General features: G+C 73.3%; 18 protein-coding genes. 5 read left to right on the top strand and 13 right to left on the bottom strand.

Going from position 1 to position 19,593, the window contains the following annotated elements; genetic code table 11:
- Window positions 1–6: 6 nt before the first annotated feature.
- Window positions 7–1,044, bottom strand: a complete 1,038-nt coding sequence (locus BMZ50_RS21565) for an ATP-dependent DNA ligase (RefSeq protein ID WP_245753793.1) — start codon at window positions 1,042–1,044, stop codon at window positions 7–9.
- 133 nt (window positions 1,045–1,177) lie between these two features.
- Here BMZ50_RS21565 and BMZ50_RS21560 point away from each other — a divergent pair, with 133 nt between their 5' ends.
- Both BMZ50_RS21560 and BMZ50_RS25115 read left to right on the top strand, forming a co-directional pair.
- Window positions 1,178–1,660, top strand: coding sequence for a DnaJ family domain-containing protein (locus BMZ50_RS21560; protein WP_091329371.1), 483 nt, complete (start codon window positions 1,178–1,180; stop codon window positions 1,658–1,660).
- A 202-nt stretch (window positions 1,661–1,862) separates the two neighbouring features.
- Window positions 1,863–2,684 carry a neutral zinc metallopeptidase gene (locus BMZ50_RS25115; RefSeq protein WP_177212931.1) on the top strand — a complete coding sequence of 274 codons (822 nt, stop codon included), beginning with the start codon at window positions 1,863–1,865 and terminating at the stop codon, window positions 2,682–2,684.
- On the opposite strand, the gene BMZ50_RS21550 is transcribed toward BMZ50_RS25115, so the two are convergent.
- The 7 genes from BMZ50_RS21550 to BMZ50_RS25110 all read right to left on the bottom strand — a co-directional run bounded on the left by BMZ50_RS21550 (window position 2,672) and on the right by BMZ50_RS25110 (window position 9,772).
- Complete coding sequence (locus BMZ50_RS21550; RefSeq protein ID WP_091329367.1) at window positions 2,672–3,223, bottom strand: GNAT family N-acetyltransferase; 552 nt, start codon at window positions 3,221–3,223, stop codon at window positions 2,672–2,674. The genes BMZ50_RS25115 and BMZ50_RS21550 overlap by 13 nt on opposite strands.
- A 145-nt stretch (window positions 3,224–3,368) precedes the next feature.
- Entirely contained in the window at window positions 3,369–5,240 is a 1,872-nt protein-coding gene (locus BMZ50_RS21545) for a hydantoinase B/oxoprolinase family protein (RefSeq protein WP_091329366.1), read from the bottom strand.
- Window positions 5,237–7,315 (bottom strand): hydantoinase/oxoprolinase family protein, encoded by a 2,079-nt coding sequence (locus tag BMZ50_RS21540; protein ID WP_091329364.1) that lies wholly within the window; start codon window positions 7,313–7,315, stop codon window positions 5,237–5,239. The genes BMZ50_RS21545 and BMZ50_RS21540 overlap by 4 nt, the downstream gene beginning before the upstream one ends.
- A gap of 63 nt (window positions 7,316–7,378) precedes the next feature.
- Window positions 7,379–7,567 carry a hypothetical protein gene (locus BMZ50_RS21535; protein ID WP_091329362.1) on the bottom strand — a complete coding sequence of 63 codons (189 nt, stop codon included), beginning with the start codon at window positions 7,565–7,567 and terminating at the stop codon, window positions 7,379–7,381.
- A gap of 102 nt (window positions 7,568–7,669) precedes the next feature.
- Window positions 7,670–8,104 (bottom strand): DUF1707 SHOCT-like domain-containing protein, encoded by a 435-nt coding sequence (locus tag BMZ50_RS21530; protein ID WP_218146382.1) that lies wholly within the window; start codon window positions 8,102–8,104, stop codon window positions 7,670–7,672.
- Window positions 8,105–8,206: 102 nt separating this feature from the next.
- Window positions 8,207–9,415: a globin domain-containing protein gene (locus BMZ50_RS21525; RefSeq protein WP_091329358.1), complete on the bottom strand. Its 1,209-nt coding sequence runs from the start codon at window positions 9,413–9,415 to the stop codon at window positions 8,207–8,209.
- Between the two features lie 126 nt (window positions 9,416–9,541).
- Window positions 9,542–9,772, bottom strand: coding sequence for a hypothetical protein (locus BMZ50_RS25110; RefSeq protein ID WP_177212930.1), 231 nt, complete (start codon window positions 9,770–9,772; stop codon window positions 9,542–9,544).
- A 224-nt stretch (window positions 9,773–9,996) separates the two neighbouring features.
- Here BMZ50_RS25110 and BMZ50_RS21515 point away from each other — a divergent pair, with 224 nt between their 5' ends.
- The gene (locus BMZ50_RS21515) at window positions 9,997–10,986 is read left to right on the top strand and encodes an LLM class flavin-dependent oxidoreductase (RefSeq protein ID WP_091329355.1); all 990 of its coding nucleotides are present in this window, start codon (window positions 9,997–9,999) and stop codon (window positions 10,984–10,986) included.
- Window positions 10,987–11,220: 234 nt separating this feature from the next.
- Here BMZ50_RS21515 and BMZ50_RS21510 read toward each other — a convergent pair whose 3' ends face one another.
- On the bottom strand, window positions 11,221–12,870 hold the full coding sequence (locus tag BMZ50_RS21510; protein WP_091329353.1) for a cation:proton antiporter: 1,650 nt from the start codon (window positions 12,868–12,870) through the stop codon (window positions 11,221–11,223).
- A 176-nt stretch (window positions 12,871–13,046) separates the two neighbouring features.
- On the opposite strand from BMZ50_RS21510, the gene BMZ50_RS21505 reads away from it, so the two are divergent.
- Together BMZ50_RS21505 and BMZ50_RS21500 are read left to right on the top strand one after the other, a co-directional pair.
- Window positions 13,047–13,670, top strand: coding sequence for a dihydrofolate reductase family protein (locus BMZ50_RS21505; RefSeq protein WP_091329351.1), 624 nt, complete (start codon window positions 13,047–13,049; stop codon window positions 13,668–13,670).
- Window positions 13,671–13,818: 148 nt separating this feature from the next.
- Window positions 13,819–14,895 carry an alkene reductase gene (locus BMZ50_RS21500; protein ID WP_091329349.1) on the top strand — a complete coding sequence of 359 codons (1,077 nt, stop codon included), beginning with the start codon at window positions 13,819–13,821 and terminating at the stop codon, window positions 14,893–14,895.
- 131 nt (window positions 14,896–15,026) lie between these two features.
- Here the strand turns inward: BMZ50_RS21500 and BMZ50_RS21495 are convergent, their stop codons facing one another.
- From BMZ50_RS21495 to BMZ50_RS21480, 4 genes are read right to left on the bottom strand one after another with little or no spacing between them, the layout of a single operon-like run.
- Window positions 15,027–15,743, bottom strand: a complete 717-nt coding sequence (locus BMZ50_RS21495; protein WP_091329347.1) for an SRPBCC family protein — start codon at window positions 15,741–15,743, stop codon at window positions 15,027–15,029.
- Window positions 15,740–18,166, bottom strand: coding sequence for an aerobic carbon-monoxide dehydrogenase large subunit (gene cutA, locus BMZ50_RS21490; protein WP_091329345.1), 2,427 nt, complete (start codon window positions 18,164–18,166; stop codon window positions 15,740–15,742). Before cutA ends, BMZ50_RS21495 begins: the two co-directional genes overlap by 4 nt.
- Complete coding sequence (locus tag BMZ50_RS21485; protein ID WP_091329343.1) at window positions 18,163–18,681, bottom strand: (2Fe-2S)-binding protein; 519 nt, start codon at window positions 18,679–18,681, stop codon at window positions 18,163–18,165. The genes cutA and BMZ50_RS21485 overlap by 4 nt, the downstream gene beginning before the upstream one ends.
- Window positions 18,678–19,556: an FAD binding domain-containing protein gene (locus tag BMZ50_RS21480; RefSeq protein ID WP_091329341.1), complete on the bottom strand. Its 879-nt coding sequence runs from the start codon at window positions 19,554–19,556 to the stop codon at window positions 18,678–18,680. Before BMZ50_RS21480 ends, BMZ50_RS21485 begins: the two co-directional genes overlap by 4 nt.
- Window positions 19,557–19,593: the final 37 nt, after the last annotated feature.

The raw sequence follows: 19,593 nt of genomic DNA, 5'->3' as shown, positions 1-19,593 counted from the left end.
CGGCGGTCAGGCCAGTTCGTCCAGGTCGGAGGGCTGCAGGTCGGGCCGTACGCGGACGTAGCGCAGCGGGTGCCGGAAGATCCCGGCCTGCAGCGCGGCGTCGGCGCTGACCTCCACGACGACGTCCGGCACGACCCGGGTGAGCGGCACGGAGAGCCGGCCGCCGCCGAAGCGGCCGGCGCCGATCCGGTCGGGCCACGGGTGCTCCAGGCCCGCGGGGCGGAGGACCGCGGCGAGCTCGGCGGCCTGCGCGGGGGACAGCGGGCTGGTGCGGCCCACCACGACCAGCTCGCCGTGCCGGTACCGCCCCGCCACCAGCTGGCCAGGGCGCTCGATCGGCCCGATGACGCCGCCGGCGACCACCTCGGTGGTCTCCCACGACTTCACCTTGACCCACTCCCGCCGACCCGGCGCGTAGCGGGTGCCGGCGCCCTTGGCGACGAGCCCCTCCACCCCGGCGGCGCGGAAGTCGGTGGACCACTGGCGGGCCTCGTCCGGGTCGGCGGTGGCGGGGGAGAGCTGCATCGGTGGTGCCCAGCGCTGCGCCAGCGCGGCCAGCTCGACCCGCCGCTCGCGCAGCGGCCGGCCGCGCAGGTCGGTGCCGCCCCGCGCCAGCAGGTCGAAGGCCACGTAGGAGGCGGGGAAGCGCGCGACCAGGGCGTCGATCCGGCTCGGTGGGGTGACCATGCGGCGCTGCAGCAGGCCGAAGTCCAGCCGCTCGCCGTTCCAGACGACCACCTCGCCGTCGACGACGGTGCCCGCCGGGACCTGCCCGACGGCGGCGGCGACGACGTCCGGGAAGCGGGCGGTGAGGTCGCGGCCCTGCCGGGACCACAGCCGGGTGGTGCCGCCGGTGCGGACGATCACCAGCCGGTAGCCGTCCCACTTGGGCTCGTAGAGGACGCCGCCGGGGAGCGCGTCGGTGCGCGGGAGGTCCCGGACGGCCCGGGCCAGCGCCACGGGGACCGGCCCGGCGAGCTCGGGCGGCAGGTCGGGCACCCCGGGCGCGGACAGCGGCACGCCGGTCAGCCTGCGGCCAGGCACGACCGTCCGTAGGGGTGTCGACCCGTGGTGTCACCCGTTCGGGGTACCGGTCGAACCCCTCGGCGCGTCCTGTCAGTGCGCCCCGGTGAGCTCCACGTGCGTGCCCCGGGCCGCGCGGTGCCACGATGGGGCCGTGGTCGAACGCAAGCCGCCGGGCATGTCGTTCGAGAGCTGGGTCGACGCGCAGATCGAGCGCGGCCTGGCCCGCGGTGACTTCGCCGACCTGGCCGGCGCGGGCAAGCCGTTGCAGGGGCTGGACCGGGACGAGACCGCCTACGACTGGGCGGTGGCCAAGGCGCGGCGGGAGGGGATCGACACCGCCGCGATGCTCCCGCCGGGGCTGGTGCTGCGGCGGGAGCGGGACCGGCTCCCGGAGCGGGCCGCGCTGCTGGAGTCCGAGGCCGCCGTCCGGGCGCTGGTCGAGGACTACAACGCCCGCGTCGAGACGTTCTGGCGCCGGCCGCAGGAGAGCCGCTGGGCGCCGGTGCCCGGCCTGGCCGATGTCGAGGCGCTCGTCGCGCACTGGCGGGCCACCCGCCCGCCGCCGCCCCCGGTGACCGAGGCCCCGGCACCCCCGCCGCGGCGACGGCCGTGGTGGCGCCGCCGGCCCGGCTGACCCGGGCCGGTGCACGCTCCGCGACCGGGCCGCCGCCCGACCGGCGCGACCCGCCGCAGGGTGCCGGAGCGGCCGCCGGGGCGTCGTTGCGGCCCTGCCGCCGCGGGGCGGCCCGTCACTAGCGTCGCTCGGCACGACCAGGCGGACGAGGCCGAGCAGCCAGAACGGGGCCGGGACGATGAGCGGTGCGCGCAGGACCGTCGTGGTGATCATCGCAGGGGTGCTGGCGCTGCTGGTCGGCCCGCTGCCGGCGTTCGCGTCGGACCAGTCCGGCGGCGGGGCGGATCGGAGCGGGGGGGCGGAGCGGAGCGGGAGGGCGGAGCCCGATCCCCTGGAAGGGCTGTCGGGCGCGCCGACCGCGCCGTCGGTCGCCGAGGTCGAGCAGTACGTCACCTTCGTCGTGAACGACCTCCAGAAGAACTGGGCGGCCTGGTTCCGTGCGCAGGGGATCGCGAAGGAACCCGACGTGGTCGTCCACCTCGTCGGCCCCGGGGAGTCGTACCGGACCACGTGCGTGGACCGGACCGGGACCAGTCCCGTGGTGACCAGTGAGTACCAGAACCTCTTCTACTGCTCGACCGACACCGGCCGTGCGGCAGACGGCACCGACGTCGTCGGCAGCATGGTGCTGCCCGTCGTGACGCTGCAGCGGATGTGGTCGGGGGACATCCTGGGCTTCCGCAGCAGCGTCCCCGGTGACTTCGCGGCCGCGGTGTCCGTGGCCCACGAGTTCGGCCACTCCGTCGTGGACGAGCGCGGCACCGCGCTGGGCGGGTCGCGCCCCACCGGGCAGAACCTGGAGCTGATCGCCGATTGCATGGCCGGCGTCTGGATGGCGTGGGTCCAGCGCGAGGGCCTCCTCGAGGCCGGCGACGTCGAGGAGGCGATCGCCACCCTGGAGGCGCTCAGCGGCACGACGGCGACCTCCGGCTGGAACAGGAGCGGCGGGGACCGGGTGCAGGCCCTGAACGCGGGCTTCTCCGGGGGCGGCCCGGAGGCCTGCATCGGCGCCTACTGGAAGTAGCCGGCCGGGTCGCGGGCCTCGTCCTCGTCCAGCACCTGGAACAGGACGTGGTCCTGCCAGCGCCCGGCGATCCGCAGGTAGCGGGGCGCGAGGCCGAACCGCTCGAAGGCGTTGCGCTCCAGCACGCGCTGCGAGGCGGCGTTGTGCAGGAGCGTCCCCGCCTCCAAGCGGTGCAGGCCGAGCTCCTCGAACGCCACACGCTTCATCTCGCGGACGCCTGCGGTGGCCAGTCCCTGCCCGTTCCGGTCCTCCGAGACCCAATAGCCGACCGAGGCGGACTGGAAGGCGCCGCGGACGATGGTGTTCAGGTTGACCCGGCCGGCGACCCGCCCGTCGCGGTCCAGGACGACGTGCGGCAGCGCCAGGCCCCGCTCGTGCTGGCCGAGGACCTCGTGGATCGCTGTCCGCTGGCCCTCGACGGTGAACCATTCATCGGTACGGACCGGCTCCCACGGGGCGAGGAAATCGCGGTTCCGGCGCAGCAGGTCGGCGAGGGCGGGGGCGTCGTCCGGGCGCACGAGGCGGGTGGCGGGCGGCACCGGCCCACCCTCGCACGGCCGCGGCAGACGTCGGGCGGGGGCGCCCCGCTCTGTCTCCGAGTCACAGCGGACTCGGAGACAGAGCGGGGCCGGAGGCACCAGCCGCCGGCAGGGTCGCCGTGACGCGCGCCCGCCTCTGCTCGGGTCAGAGGACGTCGAACTCGTTGAACGCCGCGCCGCCGGAGAGCTGTGCGTAGCCGGGGCCGCGGTCGAAGAACGGCTCCTCGCCGGTGCGGGAGGCCCGCAGCGACGCCCGCAGCTGCTCCGTCGCGGCCAGGTCGGCCTCGCCGGACTCCAGGACGACGACGCCGTAGTCCTCGCGGGCACCGGAGACGCTCACCTTGCGCCAGGCGATGTCCCGCAGCACCTCCTCGACCGGCCGGTCCAGCGGGTCGCCCCAGCCGCCGCCGCCCGTCGTCCGGATGCGGACGACGGTGCCGGCCTTCAGCGGCTCGGCGTCGGCCAGCGCGTCGACGTCGTGCTCGTTCGGCCCGCCCGGGTCGACGGTGATCTGGAACGGCCGCCCGGCCTTGCCGCCCTTGACGCCCCAGCAGGCCAGGATCGAGCGGTCGGCGATCGACATGAAGTGCGCGTCGCGCAGCACCCGGATGTGCTTCTCGTAGCCGCAGCCACCGCGGTAGCGCCCCGGGCCGCCGGAGTCCAGGGCCAGGCCCAGCCGCTCCACCCGCAGCGGGAAGCGCCCCTCGGTGAATTCCGTCGGCAGGTTCCGCGAGTCCGGGACGACGTGGATGGTGTCCTCGCCGTCGGCGTAGTACCGCCCGCCCGAGCCGCCGCCGAGCACCTCGCGCATGAGGTAGGGCTGCCCGTCCGCGTCGGTGCCGTAGACGCCGGTGTAGCGGATCGTCTCCTGGTCGGCCGGCATCCGGCCGCCGGTGGCCTTGGCCAGCACGCCGGCGAGGACGCCGAGCAGCCGCAGGATGACGAAGGTCCGCGCGTTGGTCGGCGCCGGGAAGATCGGCGTGAGCAGCGTGCCCTTCTCCGGGAATCGCATCTCGATCAGCGGGACGACGCCCTCGTTGACGTCGAGCTCGGCCATCCGCTCCGGCGTCTCGGCCAGGTTGCGCAGGATCGGCGCGAGCCACTTCTTGAGGAAGTTGCCGTCGGCGTAGTCACCGCAGTGGTTGATCGGGCCCTTGGCCTGCGGGCCGGTGCCGGTGAAGTCGATGACCAGCGGGGTCTCCTTCGAGGAGTCCATGATCAGCGTGATCCGCTGCCGGTGCAGCTGCGGCTCCTCCACGCCGTCGTGCTCGGCGTAGTCCTCCCAGACGTAGGTGCCGTCGGGGATCTGGCTCAGGATCTCCCGCCGGTAGACCTCGGTGGAGTTGGCCAGGATCGTGTCGAAGCACGCCTCGACCGCCTCCACGCCGTACCGGTCGAACAGCTCGCCCAGCCGGCGGGCGCCGGCCAGGCAGGCCGAGCACTCGGCGTCGAGGTCGGCGGCCAGCGAGTCGGGCATCCGCGAGTTGCGGGTCATGATCTTCAGCGCCGACTCGTTGGGCACGCCGCGGTCCCACAGCTTGATCGGGGGGACCATCAGCCCCTCCTCGTACACGCTGGTCGCCGCCGACGGCATGGAGCCGGGCACCGCGCCGCCGATGTCGTCGTGGTGGCCGAAGGCCTGGATGAAGGCGACCACCTTCTCCTCGCCGTCCACGCGCGCGAAGACCGGCACGGTGACGCACAGGTCGGGCAGGTGGCCGATGCCGCCCTCGGACATGTAGACGTCGTTGTGGAAGAAGACGTCGCCGACGTTCATCTGCTCGATCGGGTAGTCCCGCACCACCGGCTGCACCAGCGCGGAGTACGAGCGGCCGGTGAGCTTGCGCAGCTGCCGGTCGTGGATGCCGGCGCGGAAGTCGTGCGCGTCGCGGATCATCGGCGAGCGGGAGGTGCGCCCGATGGAGGTCTCGACCTCCTTCTCGATCGCGGCCAGCGTGCCGGCGACGATCTCCACGAGCACCGGGTCGGCGGCGACCTTGCCGTCGGTGAGGGTCACTGGCCGGTCTCCTTCGTGAGCAGCAGGTTGCCGTAGCTGTCGACGGTGGCGGCGAAGCCGGGGTGCACGGGCACGGTCGAGCCGAACTCCTCGATGATCGCCGGGCCGCGGACGACGTCCCCGGGGCCCAGGTCGGGCCGGTTGTAGGTGGGGGTGTCCACCCAGTCGTCGAAGAACACCCGGCGCGAGCCGGTGACGGCGCGTTCGGGGCCGCCGTCCAACGGCTGCAGCTCCACCATGTCCGGACGGCGGATCGGGCCGATCCCGCTCACCCGGAGGTTGACCCACTCCACGGCCTGGCGCGGGTCGTCGGCGAAGTCGTAGCCGTAGAGCTGCCGGTGCGCGGCGTGGAAGGCCTGGGCGACCTGCTCGGCGGCCGCGGCGTCCAGCGCGCCCTCGGCCACCGGCACCCGCACCTCGAACGCCTGGCCCACGTAGCGCAGGTCGGCGGTGCGCTGCATGCGCTGGGCGTCACGGCCGAAGCCCTCGCCGTCCAGGGCCACCCGGGCCTGGGCCTCGAGGTCGGCGTACACCGCCTGCACCCGGTCGAGGTCGAGGTCGGCGTGCTTGGAGACGACGGTCTGCACGTAGTCGTTGCGCACGTCGACGGTGAGCAGGCCGAACGCGCTGACGTTGCCCGGGTTCGGCGGCACCAGCGTGCGCGGCAGGTTGAGGATGTCCATGAGCCGGCAGGCCAGCAGCGAGCCCGAGCCACCGAACGTGGTCAGCGTGAAGTCGCGGACGTCGAGGCCGCGCGCGACGGTGACCTGGCGCAGCGCGTTGGCCTGGTTCCACGCGGAGATCTCGAGGATGCCGGTGGCGGTCTTCTCCAGCGACAGGTCCAGCTTGCCGCCGAGCCGCTCCAGGCCGTCGCGAGCGGCCTCCACCGAGAGCGGGATCTCGCCGCCCAGCAGGTGCGGGGGGATCCGGCCGAGCGTGACGTGCGCGTCGGTGACGGTCGGCTGGTCGCCGCCGTTCGGGTAGCACATCGGGCCGGGGTCGGCGCCGGCCGACTTGGGGCCGACCTTGAGCGTGCCCTCGGGGGAGAGCCAGGCGATCGAGCCGCCGCCCGCGCCGACGGTGACGACGTCGATCATCGGAATCTTGGACGGGTAGTCGCCGACCGAGCCCTCGGTGGTGAGCGTCGGCTCGCCGTCGATGACCACGGTGACGTCGGTGGAGGTGCCGCCGCCGTCGCAGGTGAGCACCCGGTCGAAGCCGGCGGTGCCGGCGATGAGTGCGGCACCCAGGGCGCCGGCGGCCGGGCCGGAGAGCATCGTGGTGATCGGCTGGTGCACGACCTCCTGCGCCGACAGCACGCCGCCGTTGCTCTTCATCACGTAGAAGGGCACGCCCGGGGCGATCTCGTCGAGGCGGGTGCGGATGTTGGTGACGTAGGCGCCGACCTTGGGCTTCACCGCGGCGTCGACGAGCGTGGTCACCGAGCGCTCGTACTCGCGGTACTCGCGCAGCACCTCGGAGGAGAGCGACACGACCGCGCCGGGGAACTCCTCGCGGAGCACCTCGAGCATGGCCCGCTCGTGCGCGTCGTTGGCGTAGGCGTGCAGGAAGCAGACGCCCAGGGTGGAGACGCCGGCGTCCTTGAAGAAGCGGGCCGCCGCGCGGGCGTCGTCCCGGTCGAACGGCCGGACCTCGGCGCCGGTGTGGTCGAGGCGGCCGCGCACCGTCCTCACCAGGTCGGCCGGGACGATCCGCGGCGGCTTGACCCAGAAGTAGCTGTTGCCGTAGCCGTCGGGTACGGACTGGCGGGCGATCTCCAGCACCGACTCGTAGCCCTCGGTGGTGATGAACCCGATGCGGTCGAGCTTGCCCTCGAGCAGCTGGTTGGTGGCGACCGTCGTGCCATGGCTGACGGCGGTGACCGTGTCACCGGACAGGCCCATGAGGTCGAGCACCTTGCGGACGCCGTTGAGGAAGCCCTCGGCGGGGTCCGCGGGCGTGGACGGGGTCTTGGTGGTGGTGGTCTGCCCGGTCTCCTCGTCCACCGCGACGACGTCGGTGAACGTCCCCCCGGTGTCGATGCCGATGCGGACCCGGCGGGGTGGCGCAGTCATGGGAAAAACCTTAGCGCTGAGATAACTTCGGCGGAAGACGCACCACAGGTCCGGTACCCGCTGCTACTCGGGCCGCGGCTCGGCGTCGGTCGAGGGCACCTCGGCCTCGACCTCGCTCCGGGGGCCGGGCGGGGCCGGGCGCTCGATGTCCTCCCTCCCGCGCGCGACGCCGCCCGTGCCGTGCTCGATGTCCTCGTCGACGTCCTGCAGTGCGTCATCCGGCGCCAGGAAGGCGTCGTCGGGCCCGGTCATGACTGCTCCTCTCGGTCGATCGCGACGTCCTTCGGCCGCACCTGCCGGAACGCGGCCAGGCGTCCGGCCGCGGCGGTGACGTGCGGGCCCCCAGGTGCCCGGTCATCGCTTCGGGCGGCCGATCCCGGCGGCGTAGAGCACCGCGAGGACGGCGCCCGGCGGCCCGGCCACCCAGACCCACCACGGGTGCACGACCTCCGCCGTGGTCAGCGAGACCAGGCCCCACACCACCAGGTTGATCGCCACGATGCTGGCCCAGACGATGGTCAGCACCCGCATCGCCATGCCGCCGGCGTCGTCGGAGAACGCCCGGCCCAGCGGCGGTGGGGAAGGCGGCGCGGGCGGCGGCTCCGGCAGGTCCCGGGTGATCCGGGAGAGCTCCCCACGAGTCCGCGCGGCCCACACCGACTGCACGCGGGCGTCGAACTCGTGCAGGTCGAGCTGTCCGGCGGCGACAGCCTGCCGCAGCCTCTCCTGGACCGCGGCGCGCTCGACGTCGGACACGCGCAGCTCGTCGGGGCGCACCGGCTCGGTCACGGAACCGATCGTGGCACCGGCTCCAGCGCGAGTGGGCGAACGGCACCCTCTCGGGGCGCCGGGAGGGGCGTTTCGCGCGCACTCGCACCGCTGGCGCCGACGTCAGTCGGCGTCGGCCTGCCACAGGTCGGGGCCGAACACCTCGTACTGGATGTCCTGGGTGGACACGCCGCGGTCGATCAGCGTGCTGCGCACCGCCTTCATGAACGGCAGCGGCCCGCACAGGTAGTAGACGGCGCCGGCGGGCAGGTCGACATCCGAGAGGTCCATCGTCCCGCTGTGGACGCCGTCGACCGGCAGGCTGCACTCGGCGCCGCGCTCGAACCAGACGTGCAGCTTCCCGTTCGGCAGCTTCCGGACGTCGTCGAACACCTGCCGCCGCAGCGCCCAGGAGGCCTCGTCGAGGTCGGCGTGCAGCAGTGTCACGTCCAGGTGGGAGCCCGCGGCGGTCAGGTGGGAGAGCATGCCGGCCATCGGGGTGATGCCGATGCCGGCGCTGGCGAAGACGACCGGGCGGCCGGAGTCGTCGAGGACGACGTCCCCGAACGGCAGCGACATGGTGATCGTGTCGCCGACCTGCACCGTGTCGTGCAGCAGGGTGGAGACCTCGCCGGCGGGCTTTCCGTTGCCGGATACCCGCTTGACCGCGAATGAGCGGTGCTCGCCGTCGTCGGCCTGGGTGAGGCTGTACTGCCGCGGCTGGTGCACGCCGTCGGGCATCAGCATCTTGACGCTCACGTACTGGCCGGGCAGGGAGGTCTTCACCAGCCGGTCGTCGATCCGCTTGACCCGGAAGGTGACCACATCGTCGGTCTCCCGGACCTTCTCGATGACCTCCCAGTCGCGCCAGACCGTCTCCGCCCGGACGCCGCGGGCGCTGTAGAGCCCGCGTTCCCGGTTGATCAGCGCGAACGCCATCAGCCAGTAGACCTCGTCCCACGCGGCGGCGACCTCCGGCGTGACCGCGTCACCGAGGACGTCGGCGATCGCCCAGAACAGGTGGTCGTGGACGACCTGGTACTGATCGGCGCGGATACCCAGCGAGGTGTGCTTGTGCGCCACCCGGTTGAGCAGGTGCTCGGGCAGGTGATCGGGGTGGTTGACCAGCGCGCTGGCGAACATCGCGACCGAGCCGGCCAGGGCCTTCTGCTGGGCGCCCTCGGCCTGGTTGCCCCGGTTGAAGGTGCCATCGAGCAGCTCGGGGTGCTCCCCGAACAGGTGCGCGTAGAACCGCTCGGCGATCGCCCCGATGTTCTCGCCGACCACGGGCAGCGTGGCCTCGATGACGGGCTTGGCCTTCTCGGACAGCACGGCGGGTCCCTTCCCCTCGATCGGCGCGCGGCGGGTCCGGCGCTCCAGCTCCTAGCCCGCGGCGGCTGAGGCTACGCATGGATGGTCCGGGTGAACCACCGGGGTCCGGTGCCGGGAGGGGGCGGGCTAGGTGTACTGCTCGGCGTCCAGCAGGGCGGTGAGGATCCGGGACAGCGAGGCGCGGTCGGCGGGATCGAGCCCTCCCGGCCGGAGGCGATCGCCCGGACGCTGCCGCGCGATCCCCGGGTGCTGGTGCTCGACGAGGCGACCAGCGCGCTGGACACCGGCACCGAGCGGGCGGTGCAGGCGGCCCTCGTCGAGGCCAGCCGGGGCCGGACGACGATCACCATCGCCCACCGGCTGTCGACGGTGGGCGGCGCCGACCGGATCGCGGTCCTGTCCGAGGGGCGCGTGGGAGAGCGGGACGCACGGGGAGCTCGTCGAGCAGGGCGGCCCCTACGCCGCCCTGCTCGCGGCCGGTGGGCGGGCCGTGGCCCTGGCCGCGTAGGCAGGGAGCGGCGTGGGAAGGGGCGCGACGGGGCACAGGTTGCTCGCTGTATCCCCACGGAAGAGGTCATGCCATGAACATCCCGCTGTCCGTCCTCGACCTGGCGCCGATCCCGCCGGGATCGACCCCGGCCGAGAGCATCGCGGCCAGCGTGGCGCTCGCCCAGCGCGCCGAGCAGACCGGCTACCGCCGCGTCTGGTACGCCGAGCACCACAACATGCCCACGATCGCCTCCTCGGCGCCGGCCGTGCTGATCGCCCACATCGGCACGCGGACGTCGTCGATCCGGCTGGGCGCGGGGGGCGTGATGCTCCCCAACCACTCGCCGCTGGTCATCGCCGAGCAGTTCGGCACGCTGGACGCGATGTACCCGGGGCGGATCGACCTGGGCCTGGGCCGGGCTCCCGGGTCGGACCAGAACACGATGTACGCGCTGCGCCGCGACCCGCGCTCGGCCGACCGGTTCCCGCAGGACGTCGTCGAGCTGCAGGGCTACCTGACCGGCAACTCGAAGGTGCCCGGCGTCGACGCCATCCCGGGCAAGGGGTCGAACGTGCCGCTGTACATCCTCGGCTCGTCGACGTTCGGGGCCACGCTCGCCGCCGCGCTCGGCCTGCCGTACGCGTTCGCCTCGCACTTCGCGCCGGCCATGCTCCGGCCGGCGGTCGAGGCCTACCGGCGTGAGTTCCAGCCGTCGCAGCAGCTGGACCGCCCGTACGTGATCGCCGGCGTGAACGCCATCGCCGCCGACACCCGCAAGGCGGCCGAGGAGGCGTTCGCCGCCGCCCGCCGCTCGCTGGCGATCGGGCTGTTCGGCCGCGGGCGGACGCTGTCGGACGCGGAGGCGCAGCTGCTGCTCGACGGCGGCGCATCCACCCACATCGACTCGATGCTCACGCACACCGCCCTCGGGACTCCGCCCGAGGTGCGGGAGTACCTCACGAACTTCGCCCGCGAGGCCGACGCGGACGAGCTGATCGTCGCCCACCAGACCCCGGGCGTGGAGGCCCGGCTGCGGTCGGTGGAGCTCACCGCCGAGGCGATGCAGGGCGTCTCCGTCTGATCCGGGGCCCCCGGGTGGGCCCTCCGCGCGGAGAGCTCACCCGGGTCAGCCCTCCAGCAGGCCGGCCTCGTGGGCGAGGTCGGCCGCATGCGTCCGGTTGGCCAGATCGAGCTCGGTCAGCAACCGACTCTCGGGCATTGGGAATCAATGTCTGAGGTTGCAAGCTGGTTCTGGACCTCGGGAGCGGGTGAAGCAGCTGCACATGATCGCGCTTCAACGCCCGGCGGACATCGCTCACCCGGCCGGTCGGGCGGGGAGCAGGCCCTCTTGGTGGTCGAGCTCCCGCTCCAGCACGCGCAGCCCGGAGTCGGGCAGCCGGCCGACGTCCCGCAGCCGCAGCAGCTCCTCGCGCTCGGCCTCGATGACCGCCCGTTGCGCGCGCACCGCCGCCTCGTACTGCGGGTTGTACGGGATCGTGCTCTCGGCGTTCCTCAGGACGTCCAGCCGCTGCCGGTACCGCGCCAGCCGGGACTCGAGCTGGGCCCGCAGCGCGGCGATCGCCTGGTCGTCGATGGCGTCGTGCTCTTCTTTCTGCATCTCCCCGAGCCGGTCCAACCCCGCCTGCACGGCTGCCGCGCGGGCGCGGTTGCGCAACCGAGCCTGGTCGGCGGCATTCGCGCGCATGCGGAGCGCCCGTACCAGCGGCGCGAAGGTGACGCCCTGGCCCAACAGGGTGACGAGCACGACGAGGTAGGTGCAGAACAGGAGCAGGTCGCGGTCGGGGAAGGTCAGCGGCAGGGTGGAGATCGCGGCCAGGCTGATGACCCCGCGGGTCCCTGCCCAGCTCAGGACAGCCAGTTCACGGCCGGTGAACCGCTGCTCGGCGTGCGCCCGGCGTGTGTCGGGTCGGTCGTCCTCGTCCTCGTCCTCTCCACCGCCGAGGCGGGTGTGCAGCGACTGCGGGAGCAGTTGCGTGAGGGCCAGCCACAGCGGCCGCACCAGCAGCACCGCCCCCAGGGTGACGACGGAGGCGAGGACGATCGTCGAGGTCTCGTACTGGCCCAGCCCGGCCACCACCGTGGGCAACTGCTGGCCGATGAGCAGGAAGACGAACCCCTCGAGGAGGAAGCTGACCAACCGCCACACCGCGTTGACCTGAAGCCGGCTGGCGCCGGACACCATCCGGGAGCTGTCGTGACCGATGACCAGTCCGGCGACCACCACCGCCAGCACTCCGGAGACGTGGGCCTTCTCGCCGAGCAGGTAGGCGACGAACGGCGTGGCCAGGGACACCGCGTTCAGGGTCATCGGGTCGCGTCGCCAGCGACGCACCCACCGGACACCGACGGCGACCAGGACCCCGATCGCGACCCCGCCGACGGAGGCGAGGAGAAACCGGCCCACCGCCCACCACGTCGAATAGCGCTCACCGGTGGCGACGGCCACGGCCACCGACAGGATCGTGAGCGCGGTGGCGTCGTTGAGCAGTCCCTCGCCTTGGATGAGGGTGATGAGCCGGGGCGGCAGTCCGACCCGCCGGCCCACCGCGAGGGCTGCGACCGGGTCCGGCGGTGCCACCGCGGCGCCGAGTGCGATGCCGGCGGCCAGCGTCGCCCCGGGGACGAGGAGATCGAAGGCCACACCGACGATGAGCGCGGTGACCAGCACGAGCAGGACCGACAGGCTGATCATCGTGCGCAGGTTGCGGCGGATGGCCAGCAGCGAGGAGTCCAGCGCGGCGCTGTAGAGCAGCGGCGGGATGACCACCGTCAGCACCAGGTGAGGGTCGAGGACGACGTTCGGGCCGGGTAGGAACGCGAAGCCGAGGCCGACGGCGGTCAGCAATGCGGCGGCGGGCAGGCCGGTCCGGTCGGCGAGCCAGTGGACGACCACGAGCACGGCGACCGCGGTGAGCACGAAGAGCAAGGTGGTCTCCACGTCCACCGACCCATCGTCCCGGGTCCCGCAGCACGGGTGTTCGCCGGAAGGCGGTGGCAGCGGCCGTGCTCGGCCTGGGCGTCCGATGATTCTGCGCCGGTCGGTGATGAGAACGGCGCCGGTCCGGCGTCTGTTCTGAGGAGGCGATCGGAGGGATCGCCCGCCGTCGCGGAGGAGCGGGCATGCGCAAGCTCGTCGTCACCACGTTCCTGACCCTGGACGGGGTCATGCAGGCACCCGGCGGCCCCGGGGAGGATCCGTCGGGCGGGTTCGGCCACGAGGGCTGGCTGGTGCCCCTGTTCGACGACGTCCTGGGCGCTCAGGTCCACGAGTGGTTCGCGCCGGCGCAGGACTTCCTGCTCGGCCGCGGCACCTACGACATCTTCCACGCCTCCTGGCCGCAGATGCCGACCGAGGGCGACCCGGTCTCGGCGGCGCTGAACACGAAGACCAAGTACGTCGCCTCCCGCACGCTCCCGTCGGTGGAGTGGGAGACCGCCCGGCTGCTGGACGGGGAGGTGCCCGACGCCGTCCGGAAGCTCAAGGAGGAGGACGGCGGCGAGCTGCAGGTCCACGGCTCGGCGGGGCTGGTGCAGACGCTGCTTCAGGAGGATCTGGTCGACGAGCTGCGGCTGGTCGTCTTCCCCGTGGTGCTCGGCGAGGGCAAGCGGCTGTTCGGGGACGGGGCGATCCCGGGCGCGTGGCGGCTGACCTCGTCGAAGGCGACGTCCACGGGCGCGCTCATCGCCACCTACGAGCGCGCCGGCGAGGTGCAGACCGGGTCGATGGGTCCCGAATACGACTGACCGGGCCGGCTTGTGTTCCCGATTGCGCGCGGGCCGCGGTATCCGGGCTCGTGATGGGTCGGTTCGTGCGCACCGGCGCAGGCGGCGGCGACGTGACGAGCGTCGCGTTCCGGAATCGGCTCCCCGATGGTTCGCGTTTCAACCATCCGTGGACCTGTTCTCAGCTGTCGCCCTGGGCGACCTCCAGCTTGCCAACCGCGTCGTCATGGCCCCGCTGACCCGCATGCGTTCCGGCGCGTCCGGCGTTCCCGGTGACCTCGTCGTCGAGCACTACGCGCAGCGCGCCGGTGTCGGCCTGATCATCACCGAGGGCACCTACCCGAACCACGAGGGGCAGGGCTTCGTCGGCCAGCCCGGCATCGTCACCGACGAGCAGGTCGCCGGCTGGCGCCGCGTCGCCGACGCCGTGCACGAGCGTGGCGGCCGGATCGTCATGCAGCTGATGCACGCCGGCCGGGTGACGCACTCCGACGTCAATGGCGGACGCACCGTCGTCGGCCCGAGCGCCCTCGCGATCAACGGCGAGGGGCACACCGAGAAGGGCAAGCAGGCCTACCCGGTGCCCCACGCGCTGACCACCGACGAGGCACGCGCGACCCTGGACGACTTCGTCGCCTCCGCCAAGCGGGCCGTCGAGGCCGGCCTGGACGGCGTCGAGGTGCACGGGGCCAACGGCTACCTGCTGCACGAGTTCCTGGCGCCGGGGTCCAACGAGCGCACCGACCGGTACGGCGGCTCGCCGGAGAACCGGGCGCGCTTCGTCGTCGAGGTCGTGACCGCGGTGGCCGAGGCGATCGGCGCCGGCAAGGTCGGCCTGCGGATCTCCCCCGAGCACAACATCCAGGACGCGTTCGAGACCGACCGCGACGACGTCCTGGCCACCTACGGCACCCTCGTCGACCAGCTGGCGCCGCTGGGCCTGGCATACTTGTCGGTGCTGCACGCCGAGCCCGCCGGTGACCTGGTGCAGGAGCTGCGCCGCCGCTTCGGCGGCCCGCTGATCGCCAACAGCGGCTTCGGCCGGGTGACCACCCGCGAGGAGGCGGTCGCGCTGATCGACGCCGCGCACGCCGAGGCCGTCGCCGTGGGCCGCGCCGTCATCGCCAACCCCGACCTGGTCGAGCGGTGGGCCGGCGAGCACCCGGAGAACGAGCCGAAGCCGCACCTGTTCTACGCCAGCGGCGCCGAGGGCTACACCGACTACCCGTTCCTCGCGGCCAGCTGAACCTCCTCTCCGGACACGCGCTGAGGGCCCTCTCGATCGGATCGAGAGGGCCCTCGGCGTGTGTTGTGCCCTTGTTGTCGCATCCGGGAGCGCGCGATACGACGACGAGCGCACCACGATGGTGGTGCGGGTCAGCCCTTGCGGCGGCCCAGCAGCCAGCCGACGACGACGCCGAGCAGGGTGAGCCCCGCACCGCCGACCGCGCCGATCAGCGCCGTGCGGAGGTCGCCAGGCGCCGCGGCGGCGGCCGGGGCGGCCTTGGCGGCGAACACCCGGGGCGCGGCCGGGGAAGCAGCGGTCGCCGGAACCGCTGCGGCCTCGACCGGAGCCGCCTCGACCGGAGCCGCCTCGGCGGGAGCGACCTCGCCCGGGGCCGCCTCGCCCGGGGCCGTCGAGGTCAGCGCCGGGGCGAGGCTGTTCAGCTCGGCGTCGATCGCGGAGAAGAACTGGCCGGCGATCCGCTTGGCCACCCCGGTCATCATCCGCTGCCCGACGCCGGCCACCGGCCCGCCGACCACGGCGTCGGCCGAGTAGGTGAGCATCGTGCTGTCGCCGTTGGGCTCCAGGTTGATCGTCACCGTCGCCCGCGCGTTGCCCGGTGCACCGGCGCCCGAGGCGTGCATGACGTAGGAGTAGGGCCGCTTCTGGTCGGTCAGCTTGACCTCGCCGGCGTAGGTGCCGCGGATCGCGCCGACCCCGACCGAGACAGTCATCCGGTACTCGTCGTTCCCCACCTGCTCCAGCAGTTCGCAGCCGGGAATCGTCCGCGCGAGCACCGCCGGGTCGGTGATCACCGCCCACACCCGCTCCGGTTCGCCCGAGAGAACCGCCGAGCCGTCGAGGTTCACGCCATCGCTCCTGTCCCCGCCCGGCGTGCTGCCGCCGCGGTCCGTTCCGTGTCCTGGTCGCGCATGAGGTCGTACAGCTGGGTCGGGGAGATCGGCATCGCGGTGATCCGCCGTCCCACCGCGTCCTCGATCGCCGAGGCGATCGCCGCCGTCCCGGGGATCACCCCGGCCTCGCCGGCGCCCTTGAGGCCCAGCGGGTTCAGCGGCGAGGGGGTCTCCTGGTGGTCGATGACCACGTCGGGGATCTCGCTCGAGTAGGGCATGAGGAAGTCCATGAACGAGGCGTTCTGCAGCTGGCCGGCCGAGTCGTAGGCCATGCGCTCGTACAGCGCGCCGCCCACGCCCTGCGCGACGCCGCCCTGCACCTGCCCCTCGACGATCATGGGGTTGACGATGTTTCCGCAGTCGTGGACGACCGCGTACTTCACCACGTCGATCTCCCACGTCGCCGGGTCGATCTCCACGATCGCCGCGTGCGCGCCCGAGGCGAACGTGGAGCGGACCGGCGAGTAGTAATCGACGTGCTCCAGCCCGGGCGCGTCACCCTCGGCCACCGGCGGCCTGGTGTCGTCAGCCGGGCCGGCGAACTGGGTGGCCTGCCGGGCCGCCTCGTCGAACGCGTAGCGCAGCGGGTTGGACAGGACGGCGACCGTCCGCAGCGGGATCGACGCCCCCGGCGTCCCCTTGACCTGGACCACGCCCTCGTCGATCTCCAGGTCGCCCGGGTCCACCTCCAGGACGTCGGCGGCGATCCGCAGCGCCTTCGCCCGCACGCCGCGGGCGGCCAGCGCGATCGCGTTGCCGCTCATCACCGCGGCCCGGGAGGCGAAGGTGCCCACCGCGTAGCCGAACCGGCGGGTGTCGCCGGTGGTGACCTCGATGTCCTCGATCGGCACCCCGAGCTCGGTGGCCACGATCTGCGCGAACGCCGTCTCGTGCCCCTGGCCCTGCGAGGTCAGCCCGGTGGAGACCAGCACCTTGCCGCTGCCGAGCACCTGCACGTGCCCGCCCTCGTACGGGCCGGGCCCGGTGCCTTCCACGTACAGGGCCATCCCCACGCCGAGCATGCGGCCGCGCGCCCCGGCGTCCGCCCGCAGCTGCTCGGCCTCCTCCCAGCCGACCAGCTTCTTCAGCTTGGCCATCAGCCCCGGGTAGTCGCCGGAGTCGTAGATGACCGGCCGGCCGTCCTGGAACGTCAGGTGGTGGTCGTAGGGGAACTGGTCGGGCTGGATGAGGTTGCGCTCGCGGACGACGGCCCGGTCCAGCCCGAGGGCATCGGCGATGCGGTCCATCGTGCGCTCCATCGCGAAGCAGCCCTGCGGCCGCCCGGCGCCGCGGTACGGCGTCACGATGACGGTGTTGGTGAAGACGCTCTCCACGATCACCCGGTAGACCGGGATCACGTACGGCCCGACCAGCTGGGTCGCGGTCACGATCGGCACGATGATCCCGTAGGGCGTGTACGCCCCGTTGTCGTGCCAGATGTGGACGTCGAGGGCGGTGATCCGGCCCTCGTCGTCGTAGCCGACGGTGATCTCCTGCCGCTGCTGGCGCTCGTGCGCCGAGGAGACGAAGTGCTCGCGCCGGTCCTCGGCCCACTTCACCTCGGCCTGCAGCGCGATCGCGGCCATCGGCACCAGCAGCTCCTCCGGCCACGGGTGCACGATCTTCACGCCGAAGCCGCCGCCGACGTCCGGCGCGATGACCTCGACCTTGTCCAGCGACAGCTCCAGCTTGGCCGCGATCGCCGCGCGCACCGACGTCGAGGCCTGGGTGCTGGTGTAGACGCGCAGCGAGGAGTCGGCGGCGTCCCACCGGGCGTGCACGCCCTTGCCCTCCATCGGCATGCAGGCGCTGCGCTCGATGTACTGGGTGAACGACAGCGTGTTCTTCGCGGCCGCCAGCGCCGGCTCGACGTCGCCGGTCTCCTGGTGGTGCCGCGCCGCGACGTTGTCCGGGATCTCGGCGTGGACCGCGTGCCGCGCCTCGCGGGCGGCGTCGACGCCGACGACCGGGGGCAGCTCCTCGTAGGTGACGAGGATCCGCTCGGCGGCGTCCTCGGCGAGGTACCGGTCGGTCGCGACGACCATGACGACCGGCTCGCCGACGTGGTTGACCTCACCGTTGGCCAGCGGGAAGCCGGTGCGCGGCGCGGTCAGCTGCGGGTGCGGGATGAGGACCGGCAGCGGCTCGGCCAGCGGGCCGGTGAGGTCCTCGTAGGTGTAGATGGCGACCAGGCCCTCGACGTCCAGCGCGCCGGTGACGTCGATGTCGAGGATGCGGGCGTGGGCGTGCGGGCTGCGCACGAACGCGGCGGCCAGGGTCGCGGTGGAGCCGATGTCGTCGAGGTAACGGCCCTTGCCGGTGATCAGCCGGGCGTCCTCGCGCCGGCGGACCGGCTCGCCGAACACCTTGGTGGTCATTCGGCGTCCTTCATCGCGGCGGCGGCGTGCCGGACGGCCTTCTTGATGTTGGCGTAGCCGGTGCACCGGCAGAGGTTGCCGCCGACCATCTCCTCGACCTCCTCCTCGGTGAGCTCCGCCGACGCGTCCCGGTTCTCCAGCCCCGCGGCGATCGTCATGAGGAAGCCGGGTGTGCAGAACCCGCACTGCAGCGCGTGGCATTCGCGGAAGGCCTCCTGCACCGGGTGGAGCACCTGGCCGCCCTGGTGATCGTCGTGCGCCAGCCCCTCGACGGTACGCACCTCGGCGCCCTCGACCTGGACGGCGAGCACCAGGCAGGAGCGCACCGGGGCGCCGTCGACCAGCACCGTGCAGGCGCCGCAGACGCCGTGCTCGCACCCGACGTGCGTGCCGGTCAGCCCGAGGTCGTGGCGCAGCGCGTCCGACAGCAGCCGGCGCACCGGCACGGTGGCTTCACGTGGAACACCGTTCACGGTGAGGGTGACGGTGCGCTCGGCGTCGACGGAGGCGGTCATGCGGCGGTCCTCCCGGCGGCCTCGGCGGCCGCTTCGATCAGGGTTCGTTCGGTCAGCACGCCGACCAGCAGGCGCCGGTAGTCGGCGCTGGCGTGGATGTCGGCGTCCGGGTCGACCAGGGTGCGCGCGAGCGCGCCGGCCCCGGCCCAGTCGGCGGTGTCCACCGGCTGCCCGGCGACGGCCTCGGTGAGGTCGTGCACCTCGGGCACCAGCCCGACGGAGATGTAGGCGGCCCGCGCGGCCGACACGCGGCGGTCCTCGTCCAGCGTGACGACGACGCCGGCGCCGCAGACCGCGTAGTCGCCCTTGCGGCGGGCGATCTCGGCGAAGGCGGTGCCCGAGCGGGCGGGCAGCGCGGGGAAGAAGGCGGAGGTGACGACCGCGGGCCCGTGCACGGAGGTCTCCAGCGGGCCGACGAAGAGGTCCTGCCAGCCGACGGTCTCGACGCCTGCGGGCGTGGCCACGGTGACCGAGCCGCCGGTGAGGGCGAGGACGGAGGTCATCTCGCCGGAGGGGTCGGCGTGCGCGATCGAGCCGACCGTCGTCCCCCGGTTGCGGATCGCGGGGTGGGCGACGTTCGCGGTCGCGCGGGCCAGCAGTGGCTGCACCCGCGCGGCGGCGGCGTCCTCGAGCAGCCGGGCGTGCCGCACGAGGGCCCCCACCCGGACGCCGCCCTCGCCGGTCTCGACGGCGTCGAGGCCGGGGACCCGGTTGATGTCCACCAGCGTGGCCGGGGCGGCCAGGCGCATCGACAGCAGCGGGAGCAGCGACTGCCCGCCGGCGAGGACCTTGGCGCCTTCCCCCTCGGCGGAGAGGACCTCGAGGGCCTCCTCGAGGGAACGGGGGTCGGCGTAGCGGAAGGCCGAGGGCTTCACCGGCCGACGTCCCCGGGGGTGGGCTTCCGACGCAACG

Source organism: Geodermatophilus ruber, from assembly GCF_900114385.1.
GTDB lineage: Bacteria > Actinomycetota > Actinomycetes > Mycobacteriales > Geodermatophilaceae > Geodermatophilus > Geodermatophilus ruber.
The sequence above is the reverse complement of the archived record's forward strand: the minus strand, read 5'-3'. Positions and strand labels throughout refer to the sequence as shown.